This is a genomic window from Streptomyces zhaozhouensis (assembly GCF_900230195.1).
Taxonomy (GTDB): domain Bacteria; phylum Actinomycetota; class Actinomycetes; order Streptomycetales; family Streptomycetaceae; genus Streptomyces; species Streptomyces zhaozhouensis.
Genome location: NZ_OCNE01000001.1, coordinates 74,514 through 88,238 on the forward strand (window position 1 = coordinate 74,514; position 13,725 = coordinate 88,238).

Genomic DNA, 13,725 nt, shown 5'->3' on the forward strand with positions numbered 1-13,725 from the left:
CGGCGCGGTCGACGGCTCGGCGCCGACGCCGGGTCAGGCGCCGATCTTGCCGCCGTCGACGCGGGTGATGGCGACGGTGGCGGAACGGGGGCGGCCGTTGGGCCGGAAGTCGGGCCAGTTGCTGACGGCCCTCGGGTTCTCGGCGGTCGTCTCGCCCCAGTGGTCGGTGGACTCCCCCGGGTGCTGGACGTTGACGAACAGCGTCCGCTGGTCGGGGGTGGCGGTGGCGCCGGTGATCTCGCAGCCCCGGGGGCCGGTCAGGAAGCGGCGGATCTCGCCGGTCTCCGGGTCGGCGGCCAGCATCTGGTTGTTGCCGATGTTGTCGTACCCCTTCTCGGCGAGGTGCTGCGAGCCGTTGGAGATGTCGGTCTGGATCCACAGCCGGCCGTCGTCGTCGAACCACACGCCGTCGGGCGAGCCGAAGATGTTGCTCTCGTCGAGGTCGACCCGCTCGTCGTAGGCGGGGTCGCCGGCGAGGACGAAGAGGTCCCACTCGAAGGTGGTCGAGGTGTGGTCGCGGTGCTTCTCGGTCCAACGGACGATGTGGCCATAGGGGTTGGGCTTGCGCGGGTTGACCGCCGAGTCCCAGCCGCTGCCGTTGGTGAGGGTGCAGTAGACGTCGTTGTTGCGGGGGTTGACGGTGATCCACTCGGGGCGGTCCATCTTGGTGGCCCCCACCGCGTCGGCCGCCTCACGGGTGCGCAGCAGCACGTCGGCCTGGTCGGCCCAGCCGTTCTCACGGGTCAGCGGACCCTCGCCGTGCGTCAGCGGCAGCCACTCGCCGCTGCCGTCGTCCTGGAAGCTGGCGACGTAGAGCGTGCCGTGGTCGAGCGGGCTGCGGCCGCGGGCGCGCTGCATCCGCCAGTTGCCCTTGCCGACGAACTTGTAGATGTAGTCGCCGTCCTGGTCGTCCCCGGTGTAGGCGACGACGCGGCCCCGGGACTCGGTGACCGTGCAGCCCTCGTGCTTGACGCGGCCGAGCGCGGTGCGCTTGACGGGCTCGGCGTCGGGGCGCTTGGGGTCGATCTCGACGATCCAGCCGAAGCGGTTGATCTCGTTCGGGTTGGCCGCCAGGTCGAAGCGGGAATCGGCCAGGTGCCAGTCGAAGCCGCCGCCCTCCGCGGAGACGCCGTAACGTTCCTGCGTGGCATCCGGCTCCCAGCCGGTGTCGGTGGTGCCGAAGTAGTTGTTCCAGTTCTCCTCGCAGGCGAGATAGGTGCCCCAGGGGGTCACGCCGTGCGAGCAGTTGTTGAGGGTGCCACGCGGCCGACCGGCGGCGCGCAGCGCCGGGTGGTCGGCGCCGACCGGCCCGGAGAAGGCGACGGGGGTGTCGCCGGTGACCCGGCGGGCGTAGCGGGAGTCGACCCGCTCCCAGGAGCCGTCGCGGCGGCGCTCGATCTCGACCACGGAGACGCCGTGCGCGGCGAGCGCCTTGCGCACCTTCTCCCCGGTCATGTCGGCGGCGCCGTCGGGGAAGAGGAGCTCCTGGTCGACGTACTCGTGGTTGAGGACCAGCAGTCCGCGCCTGCTGCCCTCGCGGCCGTGGCCGAGGGGGAAGAAGTGCATCCCGTCGTGGTTCATGCCGACCTGCTCGGCCTGCTCGTCGGCGGTGTTGCCGCCGTCCTCGCGCCAGGCGGGTCCCTCGGGGCGGATCGGGGTGCCCCAGGGGATGATGACCTGCGCCTCGTAGCCCTCGGGAACGACGAACGTGTCGGCGTCCGAGGTGGAGACCGGCTCGAAGCCCAGCAGCCGGCGGCCGTGACCGGGGCGTCCGCCGCCGTGCCGCGCGTCGGCGGCGGCCGGGGCCGCCGCGCCGTTGGCCGCGCCCGGGCCCACGAGGAACGCGGCCGCGGCGGCCGTGCCGCCCAACAGCGCGCTGCGCCGGGACATCCGGCTCTGGACGACCTCGCCGAAGGACGGGTTGTCGGAGCGGTTGGAACTGACGTCGTCCGGGTCCACCTGCGGAAACACCGGGTGCTGTGCTGACATCGCGAGTCCTCACATGGCTGTTGGCGGAACTGTTCGTGTTCGGTTCCGGTGAGGCTAGGAGTCAACAATGGCGCAAAGTGACCGCCAAGGTGAACGCGCGACCACCTCCGCCCATACGGCTGATTCACCCTGTGGGTTCACTCAACCGTGGGTACGGGCGGCGGCCGCACGTTCCCCTCTCGTTCGCACGTGTCCGTCTCCGCTCGGCGCGCGGGGGTGTGCGGGGCGTGCTCAGCCCTCGCGCACCTCGCGGATGCCGTTCACGCGCCGGGGGACTCCCAGCGGGTTGTCGTCGCGCAGCTCGGCGGGGAGCAGCGCCTCGGGTGCGTTCTGGTAACTGACCGGTCGCAGCCACCGCTCGATGGCGGTGGCCCCGACCGAGGTGGAGCCTGAGGTGGAGGCCGGGTAGGGGCCGCCGTGGTGCTGGGCCGGGGCGACCGCGACGCCGGTGGGCCAGCCGCCGACCAGCACCCGCCCGGCGAGCGGGGTCAGCTCGGCGAGCAGCCGCGCGCCCGTGCCGTCGTCCGTGTCGGCGGCGCCGAGGTGCGCGGTGGCGGTGAGGTTGCCGGGGAACCTGCCGAGCAGCGCGGTCAGTTGCGCGGTGTCGGCGTAGCGGACGACGACCGTGATCGGGCCGAAGCACTCCTCCAGCAGCAGGTCGTGGTCGCCCTCGGACAGCAGCCGTCGCCCGTCCACCGTCAGGAAGCCGGCGGCGACCGTGCGGCCTTCGCCCTCGCCGGCGCTCACCGGGGCCTCGACCCCGTCGAGTGCCTTCCTGTCGTCCACGCCGGCCAGGAACGCGTCGCGCATCCGGCCGTCGAGCAGCACGCCGGGGGCGACCTCGGTCAACTTCTCACCGAGCGTGGTCACCAACCGGTCGCCGACCTCGCCCGCCGGGACCAGGACCAGCCCCGGCTTGGTGCAGAACTGGCCCACGCCCATCGTCATCGAGCCGGCGAGCCCGGCGCCGATCTCGTCGGCCTGCTCGGCCGCCGCGGCCTCGGTCACGACCACCGGGTTGAGGCTGCCCAACTCGCCGTGGAACGGGATCGGCCGCGGCCGGGCCGCCGCCGCGTCGAAGAGCGCGCGCCCGCCGCGCACCGAGCCGGTGAAGCCGGCGGCGGCGACCAGCGGGTGCTTGACCAGCGCGACGCCGGCCTCGAAGCCGTGCACCACGGTGACGACGTCCTCCGGCAGCCCGACCTTCGCCGCGGCCCGGCGCAGCGCGGCGCCGGCCAGCTCGGAGGTGGCCGGGTGGTCCGGGTGCGCCTTGACCACGACGGGGCTGCCGGCGGCCAGGGCGCTGGCGGTGTCGCCGCCGGGCACCGAGAAGGCCAACGGGAAGTTGGAGGCGGCGTAGACCGCGACCACTCCGAGCGGGATCTTGTAGCGCCGCAGGTCGGGACGGGGCGGGGTGAGCGAGGCGTCGGCGTGGTCGATGATCACGTCGAGGTAGCCGCCGTCCTCGATCTCGTCGGCGAACGCGCGCAACTGGCCCGTGGTGCGGCCTAGTTCGCCGGTGAGGCGGGGCTCGCCGAGCGCCGTCTCGGCGTCGGCGGTCGCGATGAGCCGCTCGCCGTCGGCGGTCAACTCGTCGGCGGCCGCGCGGAGGAGCGCGATCCTGACCTCCCGGTCGGCGAGCGCGTCCCGCACCGCGTGGGCGGCCCGGACGGCCGCGTCCACCTCCTCGGCGGTGGCCTCCACCGCCGCCTGCTCGCGCTGGTTCCCGGTTCGGGGGTCCACACTCCACACTGGTACTGCCACCGGAATCGATCCTCCTGAACGGTCTGCTCCCGGAGGGACGAGGTTCGCTATAGTACCGTTCGAGATTCTGAACATCGTCCCGATATGTGAATTTCGGTTCGGACTCTATCGGGTGGGAAACAAGGGGGTCAAGGACGATGCCAGCCGGTGAGATGGGTGGTTCCCAGGTCAAGTCGGCGGTCCGCACGGTGGAGCTTCTGGAGTTCTTCGCCGGCCGACCCGGAATGCACTCGCTCGCCGACGTGCAGTCGGCCGTCGGGTACCCCAAGTCGAGCCTCTACATGCTGTTGCGCACCCTGGTCGATCTGGGCTGGGTGGAGACCGACGCCACCGGCACCCGGTACGGCATCGGCGTCCGGGCGCTGCTGGTCGGCACCTCCTACATCGACGGCGACGAGGTGGTGGCCGCCGCCCGGCCGACGCTGGACCGGATCGCCGACGACACCGGCGAGACCATCCACCTCGCCAGGCTGGACGGCACCAACGTGGTCTATCTCGCGACCCGCCAGTCCGAACACTATCTGCGCCCCTTCACCCGCGTCGGCCGCCGGCTGCCCGCGCACTCCACCTCGCTGGGCAAGGCGCTGCTGGCCACCCACCCGGACGAGAAGGTGCGGGAGCTGCTGCCCGAGCGGCTGGAGGGACTGACCGAGCACACCCTGACCGACCGCGAGGAGCTGATCGCGGAGCTGGCGGTGGTCAGGGAGCGCGGCTACGCGGTCGACCGCGAGGAGAACACGCTGGGCCTGCGCTGCTTCGGCATCGCCATCCCCTACCGCCGGCCGGCGCGGGACGCGATCAGCTGCTCGGTGCCGGTGGCCCGACTCACCGAGGCGCACGAGCAGTTGATCAGGGAGGCGCTCTTCGACGCGCGCGACCGGCTCAGCCTGGCGACGCGGCACCTGTGAGCACCCCGGCCGGAGGAGGCGTCAGGCCGCGCGCAGCCGGGAGCGCGCCCAGTCGGCGAACGAGGTGACGTCGAGGCCCAACTCCCGCGCGAAGCGGGGGCGTGCGGGCTGGCCGACCACGTTCAGCCACTCGTGGGAGGCCCCCATGCGGGGCATCCCGGCGGCGAGCGCCTCCTCCTCCGTCATGTCGGGCGCCGCCAACTCCCGGCCGAGCGCGTCGGAGAGGACCTCCGCGACGGCCGTCATGGCCAGATGGTCGCCGGCCAGTTCCAGCTCGACCCGGTGGAACCGCTCCGGCGCGGCGAACGCGGCGGCGGCGGCCCGGCCGATGTCGGCGGTGGCGACCAGGGAGAGCCGGGTGTCCGGGCGGACGACGGAGACGAGGCCGCCCTCGACGCCGCGCGGGAAGAGAAAGGCCATGGAGGGAAGGAAGTTCTCCATGAAGAAACCCGGCTTGAGCAGCGTCCAGCGGGCGAAACCGGCCTCCCGCACCCGGTCCTGGATCGTCGCCTTCGCCTCCAGGGTGGGCATCATCGCCGCCCAGCGCCCCTCCGCCCAGCCGGGCGCGTCCCGGTGCTGGCCGGCGCCGCTGACCGAGGTGTGCACGAACTGCCGCACGCCCGCGGCCCGCGCGGCCTCGACCAGATGGACGCCCTGGGCGATCTCGGCGGCGTAGTCGAAGTCGGCGCCGCGCGCCGGCGGCATCTGCACGGAGAAGACGGCGCCGGCGCCCTCGACCGCGGGCGCCAGCGAGGCGGGATCGCCCAGGTCGCCGGTGACCAGCCGGGCGCCGAGCGCCTCGACCTCCCGGGCGCGTGCGGTGCCCGGGTCGCGGACCAGGGCCCGCACGGGGCGCCCGGCGAGGAGCAGGGCGCGGACGGTCGCGCCGCCCTGCCTGCCGGTGGCGCCGGTGACCAGAACGGGTGCGGAGTCGGTGGACATGTGTTCCTCCGGGGAGTTCGGGCGTGCCTGCGCGGCACAAACGGCGGGGCCCGCCGTTTCCGTGGACGATAGAATACGGCGGACCCCGCCACTTCACGCAACCCCCGAGGTGAGCCCCATGTCGAAGCCCGCCCCCCAGCGACGCGCCGACGCCCGCCGCAACCACGCGCGGATCCTCGCCGTGGCCGAGGCGGAGGTCGCCGAGCACGGCGCGGGCGCCTCGCTGGAGCAGATCGCCCGCGTCGCGGGGGTGGGCTCCGCGACCGTGCGCCGCCACTTCCCCACCCGGCGCGCGCTGCTGGAGTCGGTCGCGCGGGCGCGCATCGACGCGCTGTGCGCGCGGGCCGCCGAGCTGGAGCGGGGCGAGGACGCGCGGGCCGCGCTGCTGGAGTGGCTGGGCGACGTGGTCGCCTACTGCGCCTCGGCCCGGGGGTTCGCCGCCGCGATCGCCGTCGACGGCGCCGAGCCGGAGTCGGTCTACGAGAACGCCTGCTCGGCGTCGCTGGAGCGGGCCGGAGCGCCGCTGCTGCGCCGCGCGGAGGCCGCCGGCGCGGTGGACGGGGGCGTCACGATGAGCGAGTTGATCACGCTGATCGTCGGGATCGCGCTGGCCACCGAGCACCACGCGGCCCCGGAGGCCCAGGCGGAACGGCTCTTCCAGGTGGCGGTCGCGGGACTGAGCCCGGCGGGGTGAGCCCCGAAGGCCCGCTCAGTGGTGCCAGGGCAGGCGGACGGGGGCCGACGGACGACGGCCGGCGAGAAGGTCGGTCAGCAGCGGGGAGAGGCCGTGCGGGGTGAGCGGCTCGGCGCTGGTGGCGAGTTCGGCGGCCGGCCACCAGCGGTGCAGGGCCAGCGCCCGCACCTCGTGCGGGTCCCGGTGGGCGGCGTCGACGGTGTGCGCGGCGACCCGGTGGAAGAAGAAGTGGTCCTCGAAGTAGCCGCTGCGCCAGCCCAGATCCGCGTGCCCACCGGTCCAGGCGACGGGGGCGCCCAGCGTCCCGGGTGCCACGCGCAGCCCCGTCTCCTCCCACAGCTCCCGCGCCGCCGCGACGGCCAGCGACTCCCGCCGCCGCACGCCCCCACCGGGCGTCATCCACAGCGTCGGCGCGCCGTTCTCCCCCGCCATCCGGAACAGCAGCAGCCGTTCACTGCCGTCCACCAACAGCACCCGCGCCGACCTGCGCCCGCCCATCGCCCCTCCCCTGCCGCCGGACTCCCCGGCAGTATGGCGGACCGGAGCCGGTCGCGGCGGGCGACGGCCGGGCACGGGTGTCAGTCGACGCCGAGCGCCTGGCGGATCGGGTCGATCGCGAAGTACACGACGAAGAGCGCCGCCGTGACCCAGACCAGCCAGTTGACGTCGCGGACGCGTCCGGTGACGGCCTTGAGGACGACATAGGCGACGAAACCGGCGCCGATGCCGTTGGTGATGGAGAACGTGAACGGCATCACGGCGATGGTGACGAACGCCGGGATGGCGAGCGTGTGGTCGGCCCAGTCGATCCTGGCGACCTGGGTCATCATCAGGAAGCCGACCGCGACCAGCGCCGGCGCGGCGGCCTGGGCGGGGACGACGGTGGCGAGCGGGGAGAGGAAGAGCGCGAGGCCGAAGAGCGCGCCGGTGACGAGGTTGGCCAGGCCGGTGCGGGCGCCCTCGCCGACTCCGGCGGCCGACTCGACGTAGGAGGTGTTGGAGGAGGCGGAGGCCGCGCCTCCCGCCGCGGCGGCGAGGCCGTCGACGAAGAGCAGCCGCCCCAGGCGCGGGACGCGCCCCTCGTCGTCGAGCAGACCGGCCTCGCTGGTGACGCCGACCGCCGTGCCCATGGTGTCGAAGAAGTCGGTCAGAAAGAGAGTGAAGATGATCAGCACCACGGTGATGGCGCTGATCTCGGCGAACGCGCCGAAGAGGCTGAACTGGCCGACGAGGCCGAAGTCGGGCGCCGCCACGAGCGCGTCCGGCCAGACGGGAACGGTCAGCCCCCAGGCCGCCTCGGGGATGTCGGCGACGGCGTTGACGATCATGGCGAAGACGGTCATCACGACGATGCTGATGAGGATCGCGCCCTTGACCCGGCGGGCGAGCAGCGCGAGCGTCAGCAGCAGACCGAGGCAGAAGACGAGCACCGGCCAGCCGGCGAGCTCGCCGGTGGCGCCGAGGCTGAGCGGCGGGGACCCCTCGTGGCCCATGGTGAAGCCGGCGTTGACGAAGCCGATCAGGGCGATGAAGAGGCCGATGCCCACGCCGATGGCCTGCTTGAGCGCCATGGGGATGGCGTTCATGACCGCCTCGCGGAAGCCGGTCAGCGAGATCACGCAGAGCAGCAGCCCCTCCAGGACGACCAGGCCCATCGCGTCGGGCCAGGACATCCGGGGCGCGATCTGGAAGGCGACCATCGCGTTGATGCCGAGGCCCGCGGCCAGCGCCAGCGGGAGGTTGGCCGTGATGCCCATCAGGATGGTCATCACACCGGCGACCAGCGCCGTGACGGTGAGCACCTGGACGGGGGAGAGCGTGTCGCCGTGGACGTCCTGGGCGCCGCTGAGGATGAGCGGGTTGAGCACCAGGATGTAGGCCATGGTGAAGAAGGTCGCGACGCCGCCGCGCACCTCCCTGGCCACGTTCGAACCTCGGGCGCCGAGCTGGAAGAAGCGCTCCAGTGGGGAGCTGGCAGCGCTGGCTCCTGGCGCGCTGTCGCCCTGGGTCGGCCGATGGACCGGCATCGTTGAATCCTTGACTGAGCGGGGTCGGGACTCGTGGATTCTCCCTGTTCGGCGAGGTGCGCGGGTTTCGCGGGGGTGACGAACGACGGCAACGTTACGCAATCGCGTCCTGCGTCCGGAGGGCGGACGGCGGGCGCGCGAAGGGCTCAGTCCAGGGCTTTCAACGCCTCGGTGACCGCGCGCAGATCGGCGTCGTTGGCCAACCCCGCGTGGTAGAGGCGGAGTTCGGTGGCGCCCAGCGCGGCGGCGTGGGCGGCGTCGGCCGCGAGCGTGGTGGGCGAGCCGCCCATGCCCGCGACGACGGGCAGATTGGCGGCGACGGTCCGGCCGGCGGCGGCCGGCCCCTGGAACGGGGTCAGCGCGGCGGAGCGCGCCGCCGCTCCCCCGGCGCAGGGCACCACGACGCCGTCGGCGTGGGAGAGCACGGCGGCCGGTTGGACCCCGACGTTGGCGCCGCAGCGGTGCGGCGCCGGGTCGGCGTGGAGCAGCACGCGGAAGTCGGGGCGGCCCGCCTCGGCGGCGCGGGCACGGACGGCGGCGACGGTGGCGCGTTGGAACGCGTCGGCGACGCCGAACCGCCACGCCGCCACGGCCTTGGCCCGCTCCTCGCCGAGCGCGGCGACCACGCCGGCCCACTCCCCCGCGCGGTCCCCCGCGCCCGGCGCGGACGCCCCTGCCCACGCCGGCGCGAGCGCCGCGCGCACGGCGGCGCGCAGCCGCTCGGGATCGGCGCCGGCGTCGGCGTAGCCGTCGGCGCAGACCGCGCAGAAGCAGAGGGACATCAGCAGGGCGCCGACGCCGCCGAGCGCGGCGCCGCCGATCTTGTCGTGGGCGTGCAGGTGTTCCAGCCCGTACCAGCCGCAGGACTCCAGCTCGACGCCGGCGGCGCCGGGGCGGACGGCGGCCTCCGCCGCCAGCGCCTCCGCGTAGGCGCGCACCTCGGGCCTGGCGACGCACGGCGCCCAGGGGTAGCGGTCGCCGAAGGCGTTGACCACGGTGCTCTCCGGATACTCCTCGCCCAGCCGGGAGTTGTGGGCGAGGATCACCCAGGAGTGCGTCTCGACGCCGACGGCGGCCAGCGCCTCGGCCGCCACGCCGTAGGGGTCGTCCTCGTCGAGCCAGCCCTGGCGGTACGGGCGCGGCGCGCGGCCGGCCCAGCGGGCCTCGTCGGGCGGGTAGTAGACGGCGGAGTGCCGGGCGGTGACCACCCGGTGCCCCGGGTGGCGCGGGGTGAGGGCGCGGGTGCTGTGGTAGGCGGAGGCGAGGGTGGCCTGGCGCACGCCGAGGGCGGCGATCCGCTCGGCGGCGGCGGGGTCGCCCACGAGGTCCCAGGGATAGACGAAGGTCGAGGCGCGCATGTCAGCTCCGCACCAGCCCGAGGCCGGTGTCGATCAACGCGGCGAGCCGGTCGAGGTGTGCGGGCAGCGGCTCGCTGAGCGGGGCCCGCACCTCGCCGACGTCGAGGCCGCGCATCCGCACCCCGGCCTTGACCAGGGAGACGGCGTAGCCCCTGCCCTCGTTGCGCAGCTCCACCAGCGGGCGGTAGAAGCCGTCGAGCAGCCGGCGCAGCGTCTCCTCGTGCTCCGGGCCCTCGGCGTGGAGGGCGGCGTGGAAGGCGAGGGCCACCTCGGGGAGGAAGGCGAAGACGGCCGAGGAGTAGAGGGTGACGCCCAGGCCGCGGTAGGCCAGCCCGGTCAGCTCGGCGGTGGGCAGGCCGTTGAAGTAGCGGAACGGCCGGTCGGGGTGGGCGGCGCGCACGGCGGAGATGGTGCGCTGGAGGAGGTCGAGGTCGCCGAGGCCGTCCTTGAGGCCGACGATCCCGGGGGTGGCGGCGAGGGCGGCGACGGTGTCGGGGGCGAGGACGACGTTGTCGCGCTGGTAGACGATGACGTCGAGCGAGGTGGCGGCGGCCAGCTCGGTGAAGTGGCGCAACAGGCCGCGCTGGTCGGCGACGACCAGATAGGGCGGCATCGCCAACAGGCCGTCGGCGCCGGCGCGTTCGGCGCGGCGGGCGAACTCGCCCGCCAGCGCGGTGCCGTAGCCGGCACCCGCCACCACGGGGACGGCGCCGGCGGTCTCCTCGACGGCGGCGGCGACACAGCGTTCGAACTCGTCGGGGGTGAGCGCGTGGAACTCGCCGGTGCCGCAGCAGGCGAAGACCGCGCCGGCGCCCGCGTCGACGCCGGCGCGCACGTGGGCGCGGTAGGCGTCGAGGTGGAGCGAGCCGTCGGGACCGTAGGCGGTCACCGGAAAGAACAGCAGGCCGTCCAGGCGTTCACCGAGTCTCGCGTCGGTCATTCTCTACTCCCCTGACCGTGCATGATGATGACCATCGTCCATGTTTCTGAACAACCCACGCTAGTTCAGCGGCGATTCCCCGGTCAACCCGCCGTTGACGACGTCCAGGTCAGCGCTTACCGTGACCCGGAAACCCGCCTCGCGGCCCGCCCTTGTCCCGCCTCGTGACTCCTGGAGCGCCCATGCCGGCAGATCAGCCCGCTGAACGGACACCGTCGGAGGGGAACGACACGCGCCCCCTCGTCCTGCTCACCGGGGCGGCCGGCGGCGTCGGGACGCTGATGCGGGAGCTGTTGCCGGCGCACGGGTACCGGCTGCGCTGTCTGGACATGCTGCCCGTGGAGGGCGAGCCGGACGCGGTCGTCGCCGACCTCGCCGACCGCGAGGCGCTGCGGGAGGCGGTGCGCGGCACGGACGCGATCCTCCATCTGGCCGGCATCTCCGTGGAGTCCACCTTCGAGAAGATCCTGCGGGCCAACATCGAGGGCCTGCACCACCTCTACGAGGCGGCCCGCGAGGAGGGCGTGCGGCGGATCGTCTTCGCCTCCAGCAACCACGCCGTGGGCGCGACGGAGTGGCCGGCCCCTGGCGAGCCGCCGATCCCGGTGGACACGCCGCACCGGCCCGACACCTTCTACGGGCTCTCCAAGTGCTTCGGCGAGGACCTGGCCCAGCTGTACTGGGAGCTGCACGGGATCGAGACCGTCTCCGTCCGGATCGGTTCCTGCTTCCCGAAGGCCACGTCCGTGCGGATGCTGTCGGTCTGGATGAGCCCGGCCGACGGCGCCCGCCTCTTCGCCGCGGCGCTCAGCGCGCCGGACGTCGGCCACACCGTGGTCTACGGCTCGTCCGCCAACACCCGCACGGTCTGGGACCTGACCTCGGCGCGGGCGCTGGGATACGAGCCGCAGGACGACTCGGAGCAGTTCGCGGCGGAACTGATCGCCGAGCACGGGGAGTTGGACACCAGTCAACCCGAACAGGCGCGGCTCGGCGGTCACTTCATGACCGACCCGCCGCTGTGGCCCCACTGAGCCACGGACGCGCTCGCCGCGCCGGGCCGCGGACGGCCCCCCACGTAGCCGGCGCGGCACTCATGCACCGCGCCGTTCCGCGCGCCCCCTCAGGCCGCCCCGCCGGCAGCGCGTGCACCCGCGCCTGAACGACCACGCCCACCAGCACCGGGGGCGCGGGAAACCGCGGCCCCAGCGGACCGCCGGAGGCTACCCGCTCAGGCCGGCGTCCCTGGCCAGCAGGGCCGCCTGGACCCGGTTCGTGACCTCCAGCGCCGTCAACACCCGGCTGACATGGGCCTTCACGGTGCTCTCCCGCATCCCGAGGCGGCCGGCGATGTCCGCGTTGGTCTCGCCCTGGCCGACCAGCGCCAGCACCTCCCGCTCCCGTGGCGTCAACCGCTCGACGCGGGCGCGCGCCGCCGTCGCGCGGGGCTGGCCGGTGTGGTGGTAGCGGTCGATCAGCCGGCGGGCCGCCGTCGGGTGGAGCATCGCGGAGCCGGAGGCGACCAGATGGACGGCGCGCTGGATCTCGGCCGGGTCGGTGTCCTTGAGGAGAAAGCCGTCCGCGCCGGCCGCGAGCGCCCCGTAGACGTACTCGTCCAGGTCGAACGTCGTCAGGGTGATCACCCTCGGCGGGTGCGGCAGCGCGCGCAGCCGGCCGGTGGCCGTGATGCCGTCCATGCGGGGCATCCGCACGTCCACCAGTGCCACGTCGATCCGGTGCGCGGTGGCCAACTCGACGGCGCGCAGCCCGTCCGGCGCCTGGGCGACCACCTCGATGTCCCCGTCGGCGTCGAGCAGGTCGGCGAGTCCGAGGCGGACCAGGGCGTCGTCGTCGACGATCAGGACGCGGATCATGCGCGGGAGCCGTTCTCTTCTGGGCCCGGGGCGGTGGGCTCGGAGTGGGTGGGATGCGGAACGCGGGCCGTCAGCCGCCAGCCGCCGGCCTCGTCGGGCCCGGCCTCCAGCCTGCCGCCGAGGGCGGCGACCCGTTCGCGCAGGCCGACGAGGCCGAAGCCGGAGGGCGCGCTGGTGGCCGGCGCGGCGCCGCGGCCGTTGGCGATCTCCACGACGGTGGCCGGCGGGCCGTGGTCGAGGCGCACGTCGACCGGCGCGTCGCCGGCGTGCTTGCGGGCGTTGGTCAGTCCCTCCTGCACCAGCCGGTAGACGGCGAGCCGGTGCGCCGCCGGTGCCCGTTCCGGCGTTCCGGCGACCTCGAGGGTGACCCGTTGCCCCGCCTCGCCCGCCTGGTCGACCAGTTCCCGCACGTCGCGCAGCACGGGCGCCGGCGCGGTCCCCGCGGCGGCGGCGCCCGGGTCGTGGAGCGCGCCGAGCACGTCGCGCAGGTCGGACAGGGCCTCGGTCGACGTGGTGCGCAGCAGCCCGAGGCGTGCGACGACGGGGGCGGGCAGCGACTCCGAGCGGGTGGCCAGCACCCCGGTGTGCAGGGCGATCAGGCTCAGTCTGTGGGCCAGCACGTCGTGCATCTCGCGGGCGATCCGGGAACGTTCGGCGGCCCTGGCGGTCTCCTCCCGCAACGCGCGTTCGATCCGCAGGTGTTCGACCTGGTCGTGGAGCGCGCGCACCAGCCGCCGCCGGTTGCCGAGCCACCCGCCGACGATGATGGCCAGCACCATGAAGACCGGCGCCCCGTACTGCTGGGGCCGCCACAGGGAGATCGACTCGGGCGCCGCGAAGTTGGCGGTCAGCGCGGCGAGGGCGCAGCCGACGGCGACGGCGGTGCGGCGTCGCGTCGCCAGGTCCAGCAGCGCGACCAGGAGCAGCGGCAGCAGCGGCCAGCCGCCGAGGCCGACCGCGACGGTCGTCAGCGCCGGGGCGACCCACCAGGGGATGCCGCGCACCAGCAGGGCCAGGGCGCAGAGCAACGCGGCACCGGTGGCCGGCGAGACATAGCGGCCCGCGGCGGCCGCGCCCGCGTTCAGCACGGAGGTGCCGGTCAGGAAGAGCACCACCCCGTAGCGCGCGTAGGTGCCCCAGGCGGGGTTCTCTCTCCTGCTCAGCGCGCTCACCAGACCGACCCGACTCACGGGACCGATCGTAGGTCGGCCGTGGGGCCGTCCGCCCTC

At 74.1% G+C, this 13,725-nt stretch carries 12 protein-coding genes; 3 read left to right on the forward strand and 9 right to left on the reverse strand.

The window, feature by feature from the left end:
• Positions 1-33: 33 nt before the first annotated feature.
• Entirely contained in the window at positions 34-1,989 is a 1,956-nt protein-coding gene (locus tag CRP51_RS00405; protein WP_097228871.1) for a PhoX family protein, read from the reverse strand.
• A 231-nt stretch (positions 1,990-2,220) separates the two neighbouring features.
• A complete protein-coding gene (locus CRP51_RS00410) occupies positions 2,221-3,753 on the reverse strand; it encodes an aldehyde dehydrogenase (NADP(+)) (RefSeq protein ID WP_245880285.1) in 1,533 nt (510 codons plus the stop codon).
• Positions 3,754-3,890: 137 nt separating this feature from the next.
• On the opposite strand from CRP51_RS00410, the gene CRP51_RS00415 reads away from it, so the two are divergent.
• Positions 3,891-4,661 carry an IclR family transcriptional regulator gene (locus CRP51_RS00415; protein ID WP_097228873.1) on the forward strand — a complete coding sequence of 257 codons (771 nt, stop codon included), beginning with the start codon at positions 3,891-3,893 and terminating at the stop codon, positions 4,659-4,661.
• A gap of 21 nt (positions 4,662-4,682) precedes the next feature.
• Here CRP51_RS00415 and CRP51_RS00420 read toward each other — a convergent pair whose 3' ends face one another.
• Positions 4,683-5,603, reverse strand: a complete 921-nt coding sequence (locus tag CRP51_RS00420) for an NmrA family NAD(P)-binding protein (protein WP_097228874.1) — start codon at positions 5,601-5,603, stop codon at positions 4,683-4,685.
• Positions 5,604-5,721: 118 nt separating this feature from the next.
• Between CRP51_RS00420 and CRP51_RS00425 the strand changes: the two genes are divergently transcribed.
• The gene (locus tag CRP51_RS00425) at positions 5,722-6,297 is read left to right on the forward strand and encodes a TetR/AcrR family transcriptional regulator (RefSeq protein ID WP_097228875.1); all 576 of its coding nucleotides are present in this window, start codon (positions 5,722-5,724) and stop codon (positions 6,295-6,297) included.
• Between the two features lie 15 nt (positions 6,298-6,312).
• Here the strand turns inward: CRP51_RS00425 and CRP51_RS00430 are convergent, their stop codons facing one another.
• The 4 genes from CRP51_RS00430 to CRP51_RS00445 all read right to left on the reverse strand — a co-directional run bounded on the left by CRP51_RS00430 (position 6,313) and on the right by CRP51_RS00445 (position 10,622).
• Positions 6,313-6,795: an NUDIX hydrolase gene (locus tag CRP51_RS00430; RefSeq protein WP_097228876.1), complete on the reverse strand. Its 483-nt coding sequence runs from the start codon at positions 6,793-6,795 to the stop codon at positions 6,313-6,315.
• Positions 6,796-6,875: 80 nt separating this feature from the next.
• Positions 6,876-8,324 carry an NCS2 family permease gene (locus CRP51_RS00435; RefSeq protein ID WP_097228877.1) on the reverse strand — a complete coding sequence of 483 codons (1,449 nt, stop codon included), beginning with the start codon at positions 8,322-8,324 and terminating at the stop codon, positions 6,876-6,878.
• A gap of 146 nt (positions 8,325-8,470) precedes the next feature.
• Positions 8,471-9,682, reverse strand: coding sequence for a hypothetical protein (locus CRP51_RS00440; protein WP_097228878.1), 1,212 nt, complete (start codon positions 9,680-9,682; stop codon positions 8,471-8,473).
• Position 9,683: 1 nt separating this feature from the next.
• Positions 9,684-10,622 (reverse strand): 5-dehydro-4-deoxyglucarate dehydratase, encoded by a 939-nt coding sequence (locus CRP51_RS00445; protein WP_097228879.1) that lies wholly within the window; start codon positions 10,620-10,622, stop codon positions 9,684-9,686.
• Positions 10,623-10,804: 182 nt separating this feature from the next.
• Here CRP51_RS00445 and CRP51_RS00450 point away from each other — a divergent pair, with 182 nt between their 5' ends.
• A complete protein-coding gene (locus tag CRP51_RS00450) occupies positions 10,805-11,656 on the forward strand; it encodes an NAD-dependent epimerase/dehydratase family protein (RefSeq protein ID WP_097228880.1) in 852 nt (283 codons plus the stop codon).
• 189 nt (positions 11,657-11,845) lie between these two features.
• On the opposite strand, the gene CRP51_RS00455 is transcribed toward CRP51_RS00450, so the two are convergent.
• Both CRP51_RS00455 and CRP51_RS00460 read right to left on the reverse strand, forming a co-directional pair.
• Entirely contained in the window at positions 11,846-12,496 is a 651-nt protein-coding gene (locus tag CRP51_RS00455) for a response regulator (protein ID WP_097228881.1), read from the reverse strand.
• Positions 12,493-13,659, reverse strand: a complete 1,167-nt coding sequence (locus CRP51_RS00460; protein ID WP_439333111.1) for a sensor histidine kinase — start codon at positions 13,657-13,659, stop codon at positions 12,493-12,495. Before CRP51_RS00460 ends, CRP51_RS00455 begins: the two co-directional genes overlap by 4 nt.
• Positions 13,660-13,725: the final 66 nt, after the last annotated feature.